The 18,786-nt window shown below is 69.7% G+C and carries 18 protein-coding genes; 10 read left to right on the plus strand and 8 right to left on the minus strand.

What is annotated here, in order from left to right:
- Positions 1-3: 3 nt before the first annotated feature.
- Complete coding sequence (locus tag AB0B64_RS04630; protein ID WP_358174636.1) at positions 4-2,121, plus strand: acetate--CoA ligase family protein; 2,118 nt, start codon at positions 4-6, stop codon at positions 2,119-2,121.
- Positions 2,108-2,857 (plus strand): glucose 1-dehydrogenase, encoded by a 750-nt coding sequence (locus tag AB0B64_RS04635; protein WP_358174639.1) that lies wholly within the window; start codon positions 2,108-2,110, stop codon positions 2,855-2,857. The genes AB0B64_RS04630 and AB0B64_RS04635 overlap by 14 nt, the downstream gene beginning before the upstream one ends.
- On the opposite strand, the gene AB0B64_RS04640 is transcribed toward AB0B64_RS04635, so the two are convergent.
- Entirely contained in the window at positions 2,851-3,501 is a 651-nt protein-coding gene (locus tag AB0B64_RS04640; protein ID WP_357946574.1) for a PaaI family thioesterase, read from the minus strand. The two genes, AB0B64_RS04635 and AB0B64_RS04640, sit on opposite strands and share 7 nt — an antisense overlap.
- Positions 3,502-3,788: 287 nt before the next feature.
- Between AB0B64_RS04640 and AB0B64_RS04645 the strand changes: the two genes are divergently transcribed.
- On the plus strand, positions 3,789-5,726 hold the full coding sequence (locus tag AB0B64_RS04645; RefSeq protein WP_358174642.1) for a CHAP domain-containing protein: 1,938 nt from the start codon (positions 3,789-3,791) through the stop codon (positions 5,724-5,726).
- A gap of 19 nt (positions 5,727-5,745) precedes the next feature.
- Here AB0B64_RS04645 and AB0B64_RS04650 read toward each other — a convergent pair whose 3' ends face one another.
- Entirely contained in the window at positions 5,746-6,819 is a 1,074-nt protein-coding gene (locus tag AB0B64_RS04650) for a helix-turn-helix transcriptional regulator (RefSeq protein ID WP_357946568.1), read from the minus strand.
- A gap of 110 nt (positions 6,820-6,929) precedes the next feature.
- Between AB0B64_RS04650 and AB0B64_RS04655 the strand changes: the two genes are divergently transcribed.
- The 5 genes from AB0B64_RS04655 (at position 6,930) to AB0B64_RS04675 (ending at position 10,320) form a co-directional block, all read left to right on the plus strand.
- Complete coding sequence (locus AB0B64_RS04655) at positions 6,930-7,868, plus strand: hypothetical protein (protein ID WP_358174645.1); 939 nt, start codon at positions 6,930-6,932, stop codon at positions 7,866-7,868.
- 193 nt (positions 7,869-8,061) lie between these two features.
- A complete protein-coding gene (locus AB0B64_RS04660) occupies positions 8,062-8,301 on the plus strand; it encodes a hypothetical protein (protein ID WP_358174648.1) in 240 nt (79 codons plus the stop codon).
- The gene (locus tag AB0B64_RS04665; RefSeq protein WP_358174651.1) at positions 8,298-8,846 is read left to right on the plus strand and encodes a DUF6879 family protein; all 549 of its coding nucleotides are present in this window, start codon (positions 8,298-8,300) and stop codon (positions 8,844-8,846) included. Before AB0B64_RS04660 ends, AB0B64_RS04665 begins: the two co-directional genes overlap by 4 nt.
- Positions 8,821-9,663 (plus strand): helix-turn-helix transcriptional regulator, encoded by an 843-nt coding sequence (locus tag AB0B64_RS04670; protein ID WP_358174654.1) that lies wholly within the window; start codon positions 8,821-8,823, stop codon positions 9,661-9,663. The genes AB0B64_RS04665 and AB0B64_RS04670 overlap by 26 nt, the downstream gene beginning before the upstream one ends.
- Positions 9,664-9,876: 213 nt before the next feature.
- Positions 9,877-10,320 carry a hypothetical protein gene (locus AB0B64_RS04675; RefSeq protein WP_357946554.1) on the plus strand — a complete coding sequence of 148 codons (444 nt, stop codon included), beginning with the start codon at positions 9,877-9,879 and terminating at the stop codon, positions 10,318-10,320.
- A gap of 97 nt (positions 10,321-10,417) precedes the next feature.
- Here AB0B64_RS04675 and AB0B64_RS04680 read toward each other — a convergent pair whose 3' ends face one another.
- The 5 genes from AB0B64_RS04680 to AB0B64_RS04700 all read right to left on the minus strand — a co-directional run bounded on the left by AB0B64_RS04680 (position 10,418) and on the right by AB0B64_RS04700 (position 15,290).
- Positions 10,418-10,963 carry a hypothetical protein gene (locus AB0B64_RS04680; RefSeq protein WP_357946551.1) on the minus strand — a complete coding sequence of 182 codons (546 nt, stop codon included), beginning with the start codon at positions 10,961-10,963 and terminating at the stop codon, positions 10,418-10,420.
- Positions 10,964-11,187: 224 nt separating this feature from the next.
- Positions 11,188-12,198, minus strand: coding sequence for a hypothetical protein (locus AB0B64_RS04685; protein ID WP_357946549.1), 1,011 nt, complete (start codon positions 12,196-12,198; stop codon positions 11,188-11,190).
- 65 nt (positions 12,199-12,263) lie between these two features.
- Entirely contained in the window at positions 12,264-13,097 is an 834-nt protein-coding gene (locus AB0B64_RS04690) for a TIGR03619 family F420-dependent LLM class oxidoreductase (RefSeq protein ID WP_357946546.1), read from the minus strand.
- On the minus strand, positions 13,094-14,125 hold the full coding sequence (locus tag AB0B64_RS04695; RefSeq protein WP_358174657.1) for an acyl-CoA dehydrogenase family protein: 1,032 nt from the start codon (positions 14,123-14,125) through the stop codon (positions 13,094-13,096). The genes AB0B64_RS04690 and AB0B64_RS04695 overlap by 4 nt, the downstream gene beginning before the upstream one ends.
- Positions 14,126-14,180: 55 nt before the next feature.
- Positions 14,181-15,290, minus strand: coding sequence for an acyl-CoA dehydrogenase family protein (locus AB0B64_RS04700; protein WP_358174660.1), 1,110 nt, complete (start codon positions 15,288-15,290; stop codon positions 14,181-14,183).
- Positions 15,291-15,356: 66 nt separating this feature from the next.
- On the opposite strand from AB0B64_RS04700, the gene AB0B64_RS04705 reads away from it, so the two are divergent.
- Together AB0B64_RS04705 and AB0B64_RS04710 are read left to right on the plus strand one after the other, a co-directional pair.
- Positions 15,357-16,403, plus strand: coding sequence for a helix-turn-helix domain-containing protein (locus AB0B64_RS04705; RefSeq protein WP_358174663.1), 1,047 nt, complete (start codon positions 15,357-15,359; stop codon positions 16,401-16,403).
- A 19-nt stretch (positions 16,404-16,422) separates the two neighbouring features.
- Positions 16,423-17,667 carry a MucR family transcriptional regulator gene (locus tag AB0B64_RS04710; protein WP_358174666.1) on the plus strand — a complete coding sequence of 415 codons (1,245 nt, stop codon included), beginning with the start codon at positions 16,423-16,425 and terminating at the stop codon, positions 17,665-17,667.
- A 54-nt stretch (positions 17,668-17,721) separates the two neighbouring features.
- Here the strand turns inward: AB0B64_RS04710 and AB0B64_RS04715 are convergent, their stop codons facing one another.
- Entirely contained in the window at positions 17,722-18,702 is a 981-nt protein-coding gene (locus AB0B64_RS04715) for an alpha/beta hydrolase (RefSeq protein ID WP_358174669.1), read from the minus strand.
- Positions 18,703-18,786: the final 84 nt, after the last annotated feature.

Consider the following 18,786-nt stretch of genomic DNA (forward strand, 5'->3'; position numbering starts at 1 on the left):
GCCGTGGTCGCGGAACACGAGGCCAAGGAACTGCTGCGCGCGGCCGGGGTACCGGTGCCGCGAGGCGTGGTGGTGCGCGACATGGACTTCGCCCCGGTCGCGGAGTTGCGCGAGCCGCTGGTGCTGAAGGCGTACGGGCCCGAGATCGTGCACAAGTCCGACGCCGGGGCCGTGGTGCTCGGGCTGAGCCGGGCCGACGTCCCGATCGAAGCCGCCAGGATGCTGGCCTCGGGTGTGGCGGCCGAGGGGTTTCTGGTCGAAGAGCAGGCGGCCGGCGGGGTTGAGCTGATCGTCGGGCTGGTCCACGATCCGGGCTTCGGGCCCGTGCTGCTCGCCGGGCTGGGCGGGGTGTGGACCGAGACGCTGCGGGACACGGCGCTGGGCCTCTGCCCGATCTCGGAGGGGGACGCGCGGCGGATGCTGGGCTCGCTGCGCGGGTCTCCGGTGCTGTACGGGTTGCGCGGGCGTCCAGGGGTGGACGTGGACGCGGTGGTGAAGCTGCTCATGACGGTCGGCGGGTCTGGCGGGCTGTGGGAGCGGCTGGAACTGGGCGAGTTCGAGATCAATCCGGTGATCGCTACCGAATCGGGCGTTGTGGCGGTGGACGCGCGGTATCTCCCGGCGGGTCACGCCTCGAACGGCGATCAGGACGACGTGCTCGGCGAGCCCGCGGGCCTTGGGGCGCACTCCGAACCCACGGACGTCGGACCGCGCTCCGAGCCCGCGGACTTCGGGCCGCTCTTCGAGCCCAGGGCGGTGGCCGTGGTCGGGGCCTCCACCACGCGGCCGAACTTCGGGAACATGTTCCTCGAGTTCTACAAGGCCGCCGGCATCCCCCTGGTCGCGGTGCACCCCGAAGCGCGGGAGGTGGGCGGCGTGCCCGCCGTGCCGTCCCTGGCCGCGGCGGACGTGGACTACGCGCTGGTGGCGGTGCCCGCGGAGCGGTGTGCCCAGGTCGTACGTGAGGCGTCCGGCGTGCCGTACGTGCAGGTCATGAGCGGCGGCTTCGGCGAGGCGGGACGGCCGGAACTGGAGCGGGAGCTCGTCGCGGCGGCGCGGGCGGCGGGGACGCGGCTGCTCGGCCCCAACTGCATGGGCGTGTACTGCCCGCGCGGGCGGCAGACGTTCGTCGGCGGGGGGATCGGCCCGGCGGGGACGGTCGCGCTGATCTCGCAGAGCGGCGGGCTGGCCGGGGAGGTGATCAAGGTCGGCGAGCGTCGTGGGCTGGCCTTCAGCCGGGTGGTCACCGTGGGGAACGCGGCCGACGTCACTCCGGCCGAACTGCTCCGCTGGCTGTCGGCCGACGCCGAGACGCGGGCCGTCGGGCTCTATCTGGAGGACCCGCGTGACGGACGGGCGCTGTACGAGGCGCTGGCTGCCGCTCCGGTGCCCGTGGTGCTGCTGGTCGGTGGGCGCAGCGCGCAGGGGCAGCGGGCCGCGGCCTCGCACACCGGCGGGCTGGTGAGCGATGGGCGGATCTGGCAGGCGCTCGCTGACCAGACCGGGGCGACGCTGGTGACCTCCCAGGACGACCTGATCGGCGTCCTCGCCTTCTTCCAGGCACACGGCGCCCGGATGGCAGATCCGGACTCTCGGAGCGGGGAGTCGCGTGGTGGAGCGCTGGTGATCGGGCCGAGTGGTGGGGCGAGTGTGCTGGCCGCCGACGCCTTCGACCGGGCCGGGGTGTCGCTCGGGCCGCTGCCGGACTCGGCGCTCGGGGAGTTGCGCGGGCTGGGGCTGGGGGCCGGGTCCTCGCTGGCCAACCCGCTGGAGGTGCCCGTCGGCCCTCGGAGCGGGCCGGACCTGGTCCAGCGGGCCGTCGAGGCGATCGTGCGGCACCGGTCGTACCCGGATGTGGTGGCGCACGTGAACGTACAGAGCTTCTTCACCTATGGGACGCGGGCCGAGCCGCTGTTCGAGTACGCGCGGGCGCTGGCGGCCGCGCAGGACGCCCTCCCGGGGACCAGGGTCACCCTGGTCACCAGGAACGGCGAGTGCGCGCCTGCCGGTGTCGAGGACGAGGTCAGGGCGATCGTGGCGGCGGCCGGGATCCCCGTCTACCGAACTATGGAGGCGGCCGCGGTGGCCGTCGCGGCGGGAGGTCGCAATGGGACTGCTTGACGGCAAGGTGGCACTGATCACCGGCGGGGCGCGCGGCATGGGCGAGGCGCATGTGCGGCTGTTCCTGGCGGAGGGGGCGCGCGTGGTGTTCGGTGACGTACTGGATGAAGAGGGCAAGGCGCTGGCTGAGGAGACGGGCGCGACCTTCGTCCATCACGACGTCACCGCCCCAGAGGACTGGGACCGCGCGATCGCGACCGTGACGGATCTGCACGACAGGTTAGACATCCTGGTCAACAACGCCGGGATCCTGAAATTTCGGCGTATCAGCGATATGACGATCGAAGAGTTCGACCGCGTGATCAACGTGAACCTCAGGGGCACCTGGCTCGGCGTCAAGTCCGCCATCACGCCGATGCGGGCCGCCGGGCGCGGCTCGATCGTGAACATCTCCTCGATCGAGGGCTTCGTCGGCGCCGAGGGGTTGTCGGCGTACGCGGCCTCGAAGTTCGCCATCAGGGGCGTCACCAAGTCGGCCGCCCGCGAGCTGGCCCGCTACAAGATCCGCGTCAACTCGGTACACCCCGGGGCGATCAACACCTCGATGGCCATGGATCCCGAGATCATGAGCGAGGTGGACGCGGACGCGTTCCTCCGCAGCATGGTCATCAAGCGCTTCGCCAAGCCGGTGGAGGTGTCGCACGTGGTGGCGTTCCTGGCCTCGGACCGGTCCAGCTACTGCACGGGCAGCGAGTTCACGGTGGACGGCGGCCTGCTGACCGGTGCGGGCTACTGACCAGCGCTGTCGGGGGCCGTCGGTATCGGGGGGCCGTTCAGCCAGGCGGTCGGGGTGATGAAGATGCCTGTCGCCTCGGCCAGCAGCGTGCCGTCCGGCAGCGCCACGCGGGCGTCCGCCCACGCCTTGCGCCCTTCCGTACGCGTGTGCTCCGCCGTCACGACCACCGGCCGGTCGTACGGCACGGGCGCCCGGTAGCGGATGGTCAGCGTGCCCGTCATGCCCGCCAGCCCGGCGACGGCCACCGCCTGCCCCAGCAGGTGGTCGAGGGCCATCGCAGTGATCCCGCCGTGCACGGCGCCGGGCGGCCCCTCGTGCAGCGGCCGGAACGACACCTCCGCCCGTACCCCGCCACTCGCCAGCCGCTCCACGACCAGCGGCACGGCGAACGGGTTCGCGGCGCCGATGGCGGCGTTGCCCAGGTGGCGTACGGTGCCGTCCGGCGCGATGTCGTAGGGCCGCGGAGACTCGCGGACGGTCGCTTCGAGCCGTTCGGTCAGGGCGGTGAGCTCGGCGGCCACGGCCACCAACTCGTCTTCCTCAACGCCAGTGCCTATCACCGCGTCCATCAGTTCTCTGGTCTGCTGCGCCAGGGCGCACAGGGCGGCGGTGCGGGACTCGCCGGCGGCGACGTCGATCGTCATGGCCGCATCTTAGAACAGGTTCTACCAAAACACGTTCTAGACACCCAAAGGTAGATCTTTTACTATCAACCAGTCTTCTTTGGGACATTTCTGGCAAGCTTTTGACCTGCGGTTTAGGGTCGCATGACCTCTTGGAGCTCCGTTGGCCCGTACCTGACCTGCCCTTACGTCACGGTAGCCTCCTTCAGCACGGAAGACGACAGGCCGCCGGTTTTGCCACATCTGTCCCTCTACCCAGGGCTGTGTGGGTAAACCCGGTCTTGCCCGGAAGGTTCCCTCGCACGTCAATGACGCCTGAGATGAAGAAGTACATCGACCTGCTCGAGAGCCAGCTCGGCTACTCCGAGAAGGCCGACGAGTACACCAAGTTCGGCCACTGGTACGGCAAGAACGTCGAGTTCGACGCCGACTACACCTCCGCCCCTTGGTGTGACATGTACCTGTCGTGGGCCGCTCACAAGCTCGGCTACCAGGACTGGATCGGCCAGTTCGCGTGGACCGTGCAGCACGCTGAGTGGTTCAAGGAGCAGGGTGCCTGGGGCCACAAGCCCAAGCCCGGCGCCTTGGTCTTCTACGACTGGAGCGGCTCGAACGACATCGACGCCATCGACCACGTCGGCCTGGTGACCAAGGTCGAGGGCGACAAGATCTTCACGATCGAGGGCAACATCGACGGCGGCGTCGCCAAGCGCAAGGAACGTGACACCAGCAAGGTCGTCGGCTACGGCTACCCGGAGAAGATCAAGACCCGCCTGGAGAACGAGGCCGCCAAGAACCAGGTCGAGGGCGAGTGGGACGCGCAGCACCGGGCGACCGAGCAGACGTCCACCTCCGCGACCGACGTGGGCAAGCTCCAGCTCCCCGACGGCACCCCGCTCGTCGACATGATCCCCCGCATCGGCCAGGGAGGTGCCCCGCTGGTCGCCCGCCCCAAGCAGGCCACGGGCGCGGACACTCCCCAGCAGGCCGCCTCCCCGGCGCCCACGGCCACCCGCAAGTCATCGCCCGCGGCCACCACGAAGGCCGCCGAGCAGGCGCCCAAGAAGGGCAAGCACGCCAAGCCGGCCACCGCCGACACCAACGCGGTCACCAGCAACCCCGCGCCCCTTCCCACCATCGTCGACGCGTCGTCCAGCGCACCGGTGCCCACTCTCTCGTCTCCCGCGCTGATCGGCTCCGCGCTGGTGGCCGCCCTCGCGGTCCTCGCCGTCGCCAAGACCCGGCAGCTGCGCGTACGCCCGGTCCGCGCGGCCGCTGTCGCCGCCCCGGCCGCACGCTCCACGGGCCCGGCCACCCGCCACCGCCACCGCCGCAAGCCCCGCACCGACGCGGCCCCTGTGCTGGTAGGCGCCGGTACGTCCACGGACGCGCTGGTGGGCGCCAGCCTCACCACGCCGTCCACCGACGTCACCATCCCAGCGACGACCCGCCTGGAGCTGGTGGGATCGACCGTCCCGGCCGAGCTTTCGGTGCCGGCAGCGGTCCACCTGGAGCCGACCGAGCCGATCGCCGCGTTGTTGTCCCTCGCCTCGGTCCCCATCCCAGAGGCGACGACGGCATTCGACGCCTTCTCCCCTGTTCGGGAGACGACGCCGGCGTTCGACGCTTTCACCCCTTCCACCCGCCGTGCCGCCACCCCACACCATCTCGGGACCCGCTCCGGGGCTCGTTCCAGCGCCACCGCACGACGCGTCAGTGCCGCGTCGCAGCACCCCGGCGGGCGCACGCCGTACACGAGGGCGACCGAGCCCTGGCCCGCCCCGGGCGAGACGCACGGCTCTCAGACGGGCGGCTACTACGGCCGTCGCCGCCGCAGCGGGCACCCGATCGAGGAACCGGCTCCCTTCACGTCCGAGGGCCCGCTGCGCGGCCGACGCCACCGCTCCCCCGCCCCTCATCCCACCGAGGGGTTCACCCAGGACTCCTCACCCCACGGCCGCCGCCACCGCTCTCCGCTGGCCGCCCCATCTCATCTCGAGCTGTTCGGCACCGAGCCTTTCGACCCCACCCTCCATGGCCGCCGCCACCGAAGCCACGAGAGCTTGGCACCCACCTCCCTGGCTGTGGGAGGCGACGACGAGCGCGCGGCGAACGACCTCCTTTGGGCGGCCAGGCGTACCGGGGACGACCGGCTGCAGACGGCCGCACACACGCAAGGCGGCACCATCGTCGAGGCGCCGGCACCCCGCAAGCCGGGCTCCCGCAGGGGCCGCCACCGCGCCTGACGGCCCCCGGAAATGCCCGTCAGGTCCACACTTCCGGGGGATGGGCCGTGAGAAGCTGAGCGACGAACTCGCGCCGGCTACGGACACCCGCCTTGGTGAAGATCGATTTGAGATGGTCCTGCACGGTCAGGGCCGTGGTGCACAGCGCCTGCGCGATGTCCTCGGTAGCTCGGCCCTGGACGACGCGCACGGCGACCTCACGCTCGCGGGGGGTGAGTCCGTACGAGGCGAACACCACCGGCATGATGTCGGCGGCCGAGGCCGGCGCGATCACCACCGCCGAGGCACCATCCGCCTTGCCGCCCATCAGTGAGGCGTGCAGCACGAACCAGGTGCCGTCGCGGCCACGTACCCGAAGCGGAGGAGGAGTACGGCCGCCCGCCACCGCTCCCCTGGCCTGCTCGGCCACCATGACGAACGACGTCGGCACGGTGAAGATCGAGGCCGAGTCATCGGTGAACTCGCCCAGCAACCGCTCGGCCCGCTCATCGGCGCTGACCAGGTGATTGTCCGGCCCGAGCAGCACCACGGCGGGCGGCATCGGCGCCGGCGGAGCAGGCGACCGCAGCAGCTGGCCGCGCTGCAGGGCGACACCCAGGTACCGGGCCGCGCGCTGGGCCAGCGCCAGCTCACCGGGCCGGTACGGACCCCGGTCAGGAGCGCGCATGAACGCCGCGCAGCCCCACATCCCGCCTCCGGCGTCGAACACGGCGCGGAGCTCGTCGCCGAAGCCCGCCGGCCCGATCTGCTCCCGGAAGCGCAGGCTGCGCCGCAGGACCCCGCCGGTGGCGCGGCTGAGGGTGTCGGCGCCACGGCCGCTGAGCCGGATCTCGGGAAACCGCGCGGTGTCATCGCCCCAGATCTCCAGCTGTACCGCCTGGTGGAAATCGTCCAGCCTCAGGTCCTCGGTGAGCACCGAGTTGACCAGGCCCGTCGCGGGATCGGTCGTATGCCAGCACACGGCGTCGAATCCGAGCGCGTCCCGCAGCACCGGATCGGCCTGCCGGAACACCTGCGCCGCGGTCAATTCCGCCCCGGCCAGGTCCCGTAGATCGGAGATCACCTGGCGCTCCACTGCCCTGCGCGAGATCACGGCGGCAGCCTAACCGGACGCCCGGAATATCCCAGACTTCTGGGATATTCACGAACTCCACCGCGCTGTGATCATGAGCTGGTCACCCCCCGCCCGGACCAGGAGGTCTCATGACCCCTCGCAGAGTTCCGCGCCGAAAACTCCTCGCGACCGTACTCGCCACCACCTCCCTCCTCCTCTCCACCCTCACCACGATCACGGTCGCCGCGGCCCCCGCCTTCGCCGATGGTCCCTGCTCCACCAGCACCGGTGGCGGCCCCGGCGGCAGCGGCCCCGGCGGCATCCCGGACGATCCCGACCAGGATCCGAGCCAGGAGCCGCAGCTGACGCCCGAGCAGATGGAGGCGTACGTAGCGGAGAACGAGAGCCGAAACGGACTGTACGGAGACACGCATGTCTACATGGACAGCGCCGTCCCCCCGCACCCCACGGTGGGTGTGGGCTTCAACCTCGACCGCTCCGACGCGCAAGCCCTGCTGACGGCCGTCGGCGCCAACTACGCCGCGGTGCGTGCCGGAACCCAGGACCTGACCCCGCTGCAGATCATCACCCTGTTCAAGGGCGACTACCGGGCCGCCGTCGCGAACGTCGGCCGGGTGATCGACAACTTCAACGCACTGTCGTCGGCCAGGCAGGTCGTACTGATCGACATGATGTACAATCTCGGCCCCACACGCTTCGGGCAGTTCACGGGAGTGATCAATGCCGTGAAGTCCGGCAACTTCCTCGCCGCCTCGATACAAATGCAGAACTCGAAATGGGCGAAGCAGGTCGGCAACCGCGCCAAGAAGGGCATGAGGCTGATGTCTCAGGGCGCGGTGTGCGACCCAAGGGACATGCCGCGCTATGTCCCTGTCCCCAACGGGGGTGGCGGCGGCTGGACCTCATATCCCGGAGGCGTCGAAGCCATTCCGTGGGGCGGGAACAGTGATTCCGACTTCTGGATGAAGCTCAAGAGCCTCGCCAGCGAGGTTGCCTGCTACACCACGACCGTCACGGTGACCGGTGCGAACGGAACATATTCCGTGTCGACGGTCCGCTGCGACTGACCGAGCGAGCGGCGGCGGAACTCCTGCCGCCGCCGCCCGCAATTGGCCCCGCAAGCCAGACTCCCAAAGAGGCCGCCACCGCGCGGACGCTCCTGATGTCGATGAACCCGGTGTGCCCGGATGGGAACCAGGGGGTTATACCCACCTACCTCACGCGCACCTTGACGCGCTTCTCCGCATCATTGAGCATCAAGTGCATTCGGATTCGATTCTCCCGAGAGGCGCGATCGTAAGGCTCAGACTCCTCGGCACGTCCAGCGGTAAGACCGGCTGCCCGGCTCTCTACGAGACCGACCGTGGCACCTACGTCGTCCAGGGCAAGCTCCTGAATGATCCAGAAGCGATAGCGGACCTCGTCGACGTACGCGACGACGAATTCTATGTCGAGGTCCCGCCGGAGGTCCTGAAGCTCGCGCGAGGACCGCGGGAGTGAGCGGAAGGTTCCTGACGCGATCCGAGTGGGTCGAGACCCTGCACGCCTTCCAGCACACCGCGTTCCGGCTCGAAACCCGCGAGAACTACAGCGAGCCCGAAGAGGAACCCATCATCCATCGCTTCCTCGACAGCGGAGAGATCGATGAGTCCTACATGGACGACTGGATCGCCGAACTGGCACCCCGGCTCTCGGCCGGCGAGCGCATGGAGCGGGTTCGCGTCGTATCGGAGCCGCACTCGGACTACACCCGCTTCGGCCTGGCCCTCGCCCGCTTCAACATCCAAGCGGGCGAGGACATCCGATATCTGTCTCGTCCGCGGGCGGCTCGGCTCGACTTGCCGGACCACGACTTCTGGTTGATCGACTCCACTACGCTGCTCATCCTGAGATTCGGGAACGATGACGTTCTCCTGGGCGCCGACCTTGTCACCGATCCCGCTGTAGTCGTGAAGCACTGCTACTACCGGGACGTGGCCCAGCAGTACGCCATCCCGTGGCAGGAGTACACCAAGCAGAATGTCCACCTACGAGAGGGCCTGTGAAGCGCTCGGCATCCGCCTACGTGAGCTGCGGCGAGACGCTCGCCTGACCGGCCGGCAGCTCGCCGAGGCTCACGGCTGGCACCGCACGAAGATCTACAAGATCGAGGGGGGAAAGCAGACGCCCTCGGACGCCGACCTGGAGGCGTGGGCGGCGACCTGCCACGTCCCCGAGCAGACTCCCGAGCTGATCGCCGCGCTGCGCTCCCTTGAAGGCCAGTACGTCGAGTTCCGCCGCATGTTCCGGCGTGGCATGGCAGCCCAACAGCAGACATTCGCCGAAGCCGAGGCAGAAGCCGCCATCGTCCGCAATTTCGAGTCCTGCTTCGTACCTGGCCTGCTCCAGACACCCGAGTACGCCCGTTACCGCCTCCAGGAGGCGATCACCTCCGACGGTGCCCACGATGACCTTGATGAGTCGGTCGCCGCCAGGATGGCGCGCCAGCAGATCCTCTACGCGCCAGGCCGCCGCTTCCACTTCGTCATCACCGAATCCGTGCTTCGGCTGCAGCTGTGCCCACCCGAGGTCTTGGCCGGCCAACTCGACAAACTGGCCGTTGCGTCCACGCTGCGCACTGTGCGATTCGGCGTTATTCCCTTCACAGCGGCCTTCCCGGTCGCCCCCGTGCACGGGTTTTGGATCTTCGATGATCGGTGGGTGTCGGTCGAGACCATCACCGCGGCGCTCACTATCACCCAGGCCCCTGAAGTCGGCACGTATCTGCGCACCTTCGCCCGCCTGGCCGACGTGGCGATCTACGGCCGGGAAGCCCGCGCCCTGATCGAGAACGTTGCCGACGGGCTGGAGCCTCACCAGTGAAGGCTGATGCACCAAGCTGCGCGCCGCGCCCCACCTTCTGAATAGCGAAGCATCTTGGAGCACAATGCTTCAGAGTGCGTACTCCGAAGTCGTAGCGTCCTGGGCATGGACAGTCACGGGTCCGCATCCCCACGCGACCGCCCGGCAGATCCGGCGTTGACAACACGAGCAGGTCTGCCGACGGGCAACGCCGGCCGACGCGTGGGAGGCGGTATGACCACGGTTGCCGCCCGGGTGCCGTACGTCGTCGCCTACGAGGTCGAGACCGTCGCGCTCGACCTGGCCGTCATCCACGACGTGTGGGCGCTGAGCGGGCGGCGGCTGTCCTACAGCGACCCCAGGGCAGACGATTGGAACCTGTCCGTACTGTGGGCCCGGCAGAAGTGCGATCGGCGTGGAAAGGTCAACTACCAGGAGATGCACACACTCCGGCAGCGGGCATGCATGCTGCACCGGCTATGCCAGGTGTGCGAAGGTCCCGCGCTGGACCCCGGCACAGGGCGCCTGTCCTGGGTTTTCCACGAGAAGACGCACGCCACGACCGGCCGCCTCAGCAAGCCACCGACATGCATGCGGTGCATCCCCGAGGCGCTGGACGCGTGCCCGCATGTCGTGATCATCGTGAGCGGCATGCTCGGCTGGGACTGGCTGAGCTAACTGTGGGGACGCAGCACGAGCCGAAGCCCCAGGACCCCCATCCGGAAGTGGCGAGCCAACTGACGGCAGCGTTGGCCAGGAAGTGAAAGCGGAGTAGTTACGAAACGTGTCTACGTTGAACACGCAACCAGCGCGCCTCCCGCTGTGTAGGCGTCAGCCCGAGCCCAGACAGCACCGTTCGCAACCTTTCATCCCACCATGGCTCAACCGCCAGCAGACCAGCAACGTCCTTGAGGCCGTCTTGGTGGGCTGGGATTACCTGGGTCGCGAGGACGTACATCGGTTCATCGTTAGATCCGTGGGGCACGATTTCCACACTGAGACGCTTTGGCGCCTCATGCGCGCGATCCCAATATGCTTCTGTATCCCACGTCTCGGTGAACCCGACCATGGTCAGCATTTGCTCCATGGCGGCTTCGGCAAAGTGGCCATTCTCCTCGTCTTCGGGACCGAACCAATCGAGGATCAGCCAGCCGTCTTCGTCCTCGAAAGCCTCACGAACCTTCCATTCACCAGTGCCGCCTAGGTCGTAGCCGTAGGCGAGCATCGCCTCATTTGAGACTGTCAGGCCTCCTTCGCCCTGAGGAGTGGCGTTGCCGTATGCCTGGGTTTCATCACCTGCGTTGTGGATCTCGCCGGTCATGGTTGTCTCATCCAATCGGGTGCGTTGGCGTGCTTGGCTACAACAGCAGAAATGCTTCTGATAGGCCCGTTACGCACCTGCGGGTGAGTAACGGCTGCCCAGCTCCGTCGCCACGATCAGGCGCGGCAACCTTCGACCGACCTTGTCATAGTGCGTCGCCTGGTACGGCGCGTTCACGCTGCGGTGCCATACGGCGTGATCCTAAATCCGCTCGTTGCCTGGCGTCAGTGAAGGCTCTTTCCGGTGATCCGTGATCTGACGATGAGCCGTAGGACGTCGAGCTGGGCCATCGCGGCCACCACCGCGACCGTGATCACCCCTGGGGTACGCCACCAGGGCCGGTAGTCAGTGAAGCCGGTTGTTTCGTCCATCGGTTCCGACAGGTCGTACTGCCAGGCCAGCAGGAGGATCAGGCAGTAGAGCAAAGTCAGCGCGACGGATAGCGAAAGCAGCGTTTTGTATGCCTTGGCCCGGCCGCGCAGGAGCGAGAGGTCGATGGCGGCCAGGACCGTGCCGAGGACACCGAACACGAGCGCTATCCCCGAGGTCCATATCCACGCGGCCGCGATCGTCGAGTCGGTGCCATCACCTGGCCCTACTGACAGGTCGGCCAGCCAAATGCCGGCGAAGTTGATCGCCGCATACGCCGCCGCGCACGCGGGCCCGATGAGCGCCAGAACCTTGCCGCGCCACAGACCGCCCTCCGCCGGAATCCGTCTCAGCGCCCGCGACCAGATCAGCAGCGCCAGAGCCGACAGCTGGGCGGCGGCCGCCGCCAGGAGTGTCACGGTCAGGGTGGGCTGGTACCAGCCGGGGAGCAACGTGTCGCTGGTGAGGGGAAGGGCGGGGGCGAGTTCCTGGATCTTCCACAGGACGTCGTCGGCAACGGGGTTGCTCATGTGGATGTTCCACACCCAGAACACATAGGTCAGGCTCAACGGCCCCACGAGCAGAGCAACGAGGTTGAATCGCCGCTGTCGCCGAATCAGCCAGGCGATAGCCCCGATGGCGAGCGCGGCCAGGACAAAGAAGACCGCGATCCCTTGCGTTCTGCCCCACGCGACGGTGTCGAAGTGGGTCATGCCGTAGTCGAGGTAGTCCCGGCTCTGGGCCAGGGCCTTTCTGGCGACCGCTTCCACGCTGGCGCAGACGGCGATGTTCAGGGCCGTGACGATGGCTCCGAACGGGAGTATCGACCACATCAGCGCCGTGGCCGCCCGCACTCGTGGATTCATGGCGATCATGTTCGGTTAGACGCCACGCGACATGGTCGGTTCCTTACGCCCTGAGACGAGCACGGCTAACGCGACGTGACGCCGTACTCGCTCGCGAACGTGGCCAGGCTGGAGACGGCGTCGCGGCTGCGTTTCCACGGACGGACGATCAGCCGGTCCACCCCCAGCTCCGCCCAGTCCGCCACCTCCTCCGGCGACGCCAGCGAATACGCATGCGCCGTCACCGAGCAACGCCGCTCCCCCCGCAGCGCCGCCAGCCGGGACAGCTGCGGCCTGATCGACTCCAGCGTGTGCGGCATGCTGATCCAGCCGTCACACAGTGTCGCCGCCCGGCGCAGGGCGGCCGGCGACTCGCCGCCGCACAGGATCGGCAGCCGGTGCTGTACGGGCTTGGGCTCGAACGCCACCTCGGGAAAGGAGTAGAACCGCCCCGAATGCGTGACCACTGGCTCACTCCACAGCCGCCTGGCCACCTCGATCGCCTCGTCCAGCCGGGCCCCGCGCGAGGCGAACGGAATCCCGGCCGCATCCCACTCCCCCTGGTACCAGCCTGCCCCCACCCCGCAGATCGCCCGCCCCGACGACACCACGTCGAGCGTGGCGAAGGCGCGGGCCGCCACGAACGGGTGGCGCAGCGCGAAGAGGTGTACGGCCGTGCCGAGCCTGATCCGGGAGGTCAGCGCGGCCAGCCAGCACAGGTACGCGGGCGCGTCGAACAGCGGCGTGCCCGGCTTGATGCCCGGCTCCGAGGTGCCCGGGTAGAGGGCCAGTGACAGGTCGGTGCTGAAGACGAGGTGCTCGGGCAGCCACACGGACTCGAAGCCCAGCTCGTCGGCGGCCACCGCCACGTCCTTCCAGGCGGCCGGGTGGATGAGGCCGAGCGGGACGCCGTACCTCACGGGTACCGCCTCAGATCGCCGCCGATCACCGACTCCCGCACACGGGCCCGGTGTACGGCGGAGCCCCCGTACGCGGCCGACAGCGACCACGCCCGCGCCAGCCAGAACCGCAGGTCCAGCTCGTCGGTGTAGCCGATCGCGCCGTGCACCTGCAGCGCCACCCGGGCCGCCAGCGCGGCCGCCTCACCGGCTGCGGCCTTGGCGGCACTGACGTCCCGGTCCACGCTCGGCACCGGACGGTCAGCCTCGCGTCCCGGCCGCGCCGCCAACGGTGCGTCCGCCTGCCGGTCCGCCGAGAGCACCGGCTCGTCCACCGACAGCGCCGCGCGGTGCACGAGGGGGGCGGCGAAGTCCAGTGCGATGGCCACGTCGGACAACTGGTGCTTGACCGCCTGGAACGACCCGATGGCCGCCCCGAACTGGGTCCTGACCTGGGCATGCGCCACGGCGGCCGTCAGCAGTTGCCTGCCCACCCCGATGAGCTGCGCCGCCGTCGCCACGGTGGCCCGGCGCAGGGCGGGGACGTACGAGCGGTCCAGCAGTACGGAGTCGTCGAAGGCGACGTCGAACAGCCTCCGGCACGGGTCGGCGCCGGGCCGGGGCGTCAGCCGTGCGGACTCCTTGGTGACCAGGTGCAGGCCGTCGGCGCGCGCGACCACGAGCAGGTCGGCCAGGTCGGCGTCAGGGGCGTACGCCTGGCCGGGCAGCAGCACACTCACGCAGACCGATCCGGAAGCGAGCTTGGGAATGTCCTCCAGCAGGTACGGCGCCGCCACGGCGGTCTCCACGACCGGTCCCGGCAGGCAGGCCCGACCGGTCTCCTCCAGCGCGGGCAGCGCGTCCACCAGCCTGAGCCCGAGCCCGTCGGCGTCCGGCGGCAGGAGCAGCCCGAAGAACCCGATTTCGGCCAGCTGCTCCCAGGCCGGGCGGCGTTCGGAGCGCAGCGCGGCGGGTGGGCAGTGGGCGCGCAGCACATCCCGTACGGTCGCTCCCAGGGCCCGTTGCTCATCGGTGAAGGCGAAGTTCATGGAGCCGCCGTTCGTCGATCAGAGTTCGTGGAGCCAGAGTGCGTCGGGCTGGAGTTCATCGGGGCAGCCCCAGGACTCGTTCGGCGATGATGTTGCGCTGGATCTCGTTCGTGCCCGCGTAGATGGGCCCCGCCAGCGCGAACAGGAACCCGTCGAGCCACGGCGTCTCCCCCGCCCGCTCGCCGAGCAGTTCCATGGCCAGGGTGTGCATCCGCAGGTCCAGCTCGGACCAGAAGACCTTGCCCATGCTGGAGGCGGACCCGATCTCGGCGCCCGACATGAGCCTGCGGGCGGTGGTGAAGGTGTGCAGGCGGTACGCCTCGGCATCGGTCCAGCAACGGACCGCCCGGTCGGCGAGTTCTGGACCCGCGTCGCGGGCCAGGTGGACGAGCCGGTCGGCGGTGGCCAGGAAGCGGCCGGGGCTGCGCAGGGCCAGACCGCGTTCGGACGACGTGGTGGCCATCGCGATCCGCCAGCCCTCGCCTGGCGCGCCGAGCACCATCGAGTCAGGCACGAAGACCCCGTCGAAGAACAGCTCGGCGAACCCCGGCAGCCCGTCGAGCTGCGCGATCGGCCGGACCGTCACCTCTTCGGCATCGAGCGGGAACAGGAAGTACGTCAGCCCCCGATGCCGACCCTCCTCCGAGGTACGAAAGAGGCCGAACCCATGCGAGGCGTAGGCGGCGCGGGAGCTCCACGTCTTCTGCCCGTACAGCCGCCAACCACCCTCCACCCGAGTCGCCCGGGATTTCAGCGCGGCCAGGTCGCTGCCCGCCTCCGGCTCGGACCACGCCTGTGCCCAGACCTCGTCGGCGCGAGCCATCCCGGGGAGCCAGCGCAGTCGCTGTTCCTCCGTGCCGTACGCCATCAGGGTCGGGGCCAGCAGGAAGATCCCGTTCTGGGTGACCCGGCCGGGGGCGCCCGCGGCCCAGTACTCCTCCTCGAAGATCAGCCACTCGATGAGAGAGGCGTTCCGCCCGCCGTACTCCTCCGGCCAGGAGACGGCGGACAGCCGGGCGGAGGCGAGCAGCGCCTCCCACGCGCGATGCGCCTCGAAACCCTCGGGAGTGTCCATCGACGGCAGCCCATCGGGTACGTGCCGGGCCAGCCAGTCGCGAACCTCGGCACGGAATTCCTGCTCGGCCGCGGAGAAGTCGAGATCCACGAAGACCAACCTAGCGCACGCTTGGTCGCGTCGCCAGATAGCGGTGTTCGGACATACGCTGAAGCGGTGCAAGGACTGCTGCTCCGCCTGTCGACTCTGGACACCGACGCGGAGAGCGCCGTGCGCGTCATCGCCTATTTCGACTCGCTGGTACGCGACCACGTGAGCGTCCCGGTGCTGCTCTCGGCGACCGCCCACCTGACCCAGTGCCCCGTGGGCCTGCTCGACGCCGCCACCGGCAGGGCCACCCGCAGGCACCCCGGCGGTCAGGTCGACCACATCGACCACATTGACCAGCCCGGCACGGTCAGGGAACTGGCCGCCGGTCTCGGCACGGTCTGGATGGAGCGCGAGGGCACCCCGCACGGGCTGGACGAGATCGTCCTCGAACGGTTCGCGGCCGCGGCGGAGGTCACGCTGGAACGCGCCGTCGCGCTGGCCCGGGAGGGCAGGGACCCGGCGCTGGTGGAGCTGGCGCTGTCGGCGGAGACCGGCGAGGCCGAGCGGGCGCGGGCGCTGCGGCTGCTGGGGTTCGATCCCGCGACGCCGCTGCAGGCGCTGGCCATCGCGGTCCCCGCGGACGAGGGCTTCGCCCTGGTGCCCGGCCTGCGCACGATGGGGCACCACGTACGCGCGGCCCGGATCGGCGACACGGAGGCGGTGCTGGTGGCCTCCGCGCTGCCACGCCTGCCCGACTCGGCCCGGGTCGGCATCGGTCCCGAGCTGCCCGGTTCGCGGGTGGCCGAGTCATGGGCGGGCGCGCGTACAGCGCTGCGCTTCACCGGTCCGCAGGACCGCGTGGTGCGCTGGACCGAGCTGGGCGCGCTGGCCCTCTACGCCGACGTGCCGGACGCGGCGATCGCCGAGCTGGCCGACGTGCGGTCGATGGAGCGGCTCGGCGACGAGGGCCGCACGGCCGTGCGGGCGCTCTGCGCCGAGGGCTCGGTACGCCGGGCCGCCACCGTCCTGCACCTGCACCACAGCTCGATGGCCGTACGGATCGCACGGGCGGAGTCGGCCCTGGGCTTCTCCCTCGCCGACTCCGCCGGGCGCCTCCGCGCCCACCTGGCCCTGGCTCTTGTACGGCTGCGCGCCAACGACGAAACAGGATGATCTTCAGGAGTGGGACCGGGTGACCAAGAACCAGAACGGCCGGCCAGGACACTGGATCCCGCCCGGCAAGCCCACCGACGTCCCACCGGGCGTGCAACCGGAGTCCGAAGGCAAGCTCCTCTGCCTGGAATGCGGCCTGTGGTTCAAGCAGCTCGGCCAGCATGTCGTGGCGAAACACGACATGTCAGCCGATGACTACCGGCGCGTCCATGAGCTGCCGCGCGGCTTCGGCCTGCACTCCACCCCGGTCAAGGCGGTCCGCAGGCAGGCGCAGCGCGCCAAGTGGGACACCGACCCGGAGTTCCGGGCCCAGCTGCGCCCCAAACGCTCCCGGGAAGAGCTGGCCGAGCTGTCGAAGGCGGCCGGGCGGGACTCTTTGAGCCGCGCGGGCGTACGGGCCGCGCGGCGCACCGGCGGAACCGTGGTCAAGTACGGCCATCTGGGGACCGCGGCGCGCAAGGCCAAGCTCGCGGCCGAGGTCGCCGAGCGGTGCCGGGCAGCGGGGTACGTCAGCATCGAGCAGCTCTTCACCCGCCACCCGGAGCTGACCAACCAGGAGATCGCCTCCATGCTGGGCATCTCGAAGGGCCGGGTCTACAAGCTGCGACGGCGGCTGGGATTCGAGGCGCCCGGCCGCTGGGCCAAGGACTATGTCGTGAAAAATCCGGCGCTGCTCCCGGCGATCCCGGCCGACGAGCTCGCGGCCGTGCCGCACGGCACGCAGCCCACCCGCAACGGTCACCTGCTGTGCCTGGAGTGCGGGCGCTGGTTCAAGACCCTGGTCCAGCACGTGTCGGTGATGCACGGCGTCAAGATGGCCGACTACCTGGCCCGGCACGGAATCGACCCGCATGAGACACGGGCCCGTGAGCTCGGGTACGCCTCGCTCACCGACCTGCTCACCGCCACCGCCGACTGGAACGGCACCGACCTGGCCGAACTGCTGGGCGTCACCCAGCGCAAGACCCGTGAGCTGCGCCACCGGCACGGCTTCACCCCACCGAGGGGGGCGCGGCCGGTCGGCTTCGTGCCCCGGACGCCGCGCCCCCATCCACCGCTGTCGGCGGCCGAGCTGGCCGCGGTGCCGTACGGCCGGCAACCCGAACGAGACGGCCAGCTCGTGTGCCTGGAGTGCGGTACGTGGACCCGCGGCCTGGCCGCGCACGCCGTGGCCAAGCACCAGATCGGCGCGGCGGACTACCGTGCCCGCCACGGCCTGCCCCCCGACCTGAAACTCCACCGACGCCCGACCTCGACTCCGTAACCGCCCAGCGCTCAGCCGCGCCGCGAGCCGTCCTAACGGAACGCCACGCCGCGATCAGCCACCCTGCGAGCCGTCCTGCCGGTACGCCCGCTGGAGCGCCGCCAGCCGAGCCGCCCGCGCCCGCCTGCTCAACTCCGTGTCCGGGATCAGTCCGTCAGACCCATGGAAGGCACCCGGGTAGAGGTGGAACTCCGTCGAAACCCCGGCCTGGACCAACCGCTGCACATAGTCGATGCACTCGTCCCTGAACACCTCCAGCTCGCCCACGTCCACGAACGTCGGCGGCAGCCCGGACAGGTCCGTGGCCCGTGCCGGCGCGGCATAGGGAGAGACATCCTCGGTCCCCGCCTTGTCACCGAGCAGGGCCTTCCATCCGAACAGGTTCGCGGCCCGGTTCCAGACCACCGCCTCGGCGAACTCGTGGCTGGACGGCGTGATGTTGCGGTCGTCGAGCATCGGGCAGACCAGCAGCTGGAACGAGATGTCAGGGCCGCCCCGGTCGCGGGCCAGCAACACGGTGGCCCCGGCGAGCCCGCCACCCGCGCTCGCCCCGCCCACAGCCAGCCGGGCCGGGTCGATGCCGAGGTCGCCGGTGTTCTTGGCGGTCCACACCAGTCCGGCGTAGCAGTCCTCGACCGGCGCCGGATGCGGGTTGTCGGGCGCGAGCCGGTAGTCCACGGAGACGATCACGACGCCGAGCTGCTCGGCGAACCCGATCATCATGAGGTCGTCCATGTCCGGCGTGCCGACGATCATGCCGCCGCCGTGGATCCAGTACAGGCCGGGCCGGCCGGTGTCCGTCCCCGGCTTCCGGTAGATCCGCAGCCGTATGTCGGGCGCGCCTTCGGGCCCCGGCACGTACCGGTCCTCGATGACGACCTCGGTGTCCGGTCTGGGGGCGGCCGCGAGCATGGCGTTGATCTGCGCCCGGTGCCCGCTGAGATCGAGCGCCGGGTCGCTGAGATCCGTCGACGGCATGACCAACTGGTCGAGCGCCGCCCTCAGCTCCGGGTCGAGATTGGGATGAAGTGCCATGTAGCTTCCCTCCACGAGATCTCACCGTACGTCTCGATGATGGAAGGGCGGCGACAGGGGGACAACCGCCAAGCGGCGGCGTTT

Origin of the sequence: Nonomuraea sp. NPDC049129, from assembly GCF_040648495.1 — a bacterium.
GTDB lineage: Bacteria > Actinomycetota > Actinomycetes > Streptosporangiales > Streptosporangiaceae > Nonomuraea.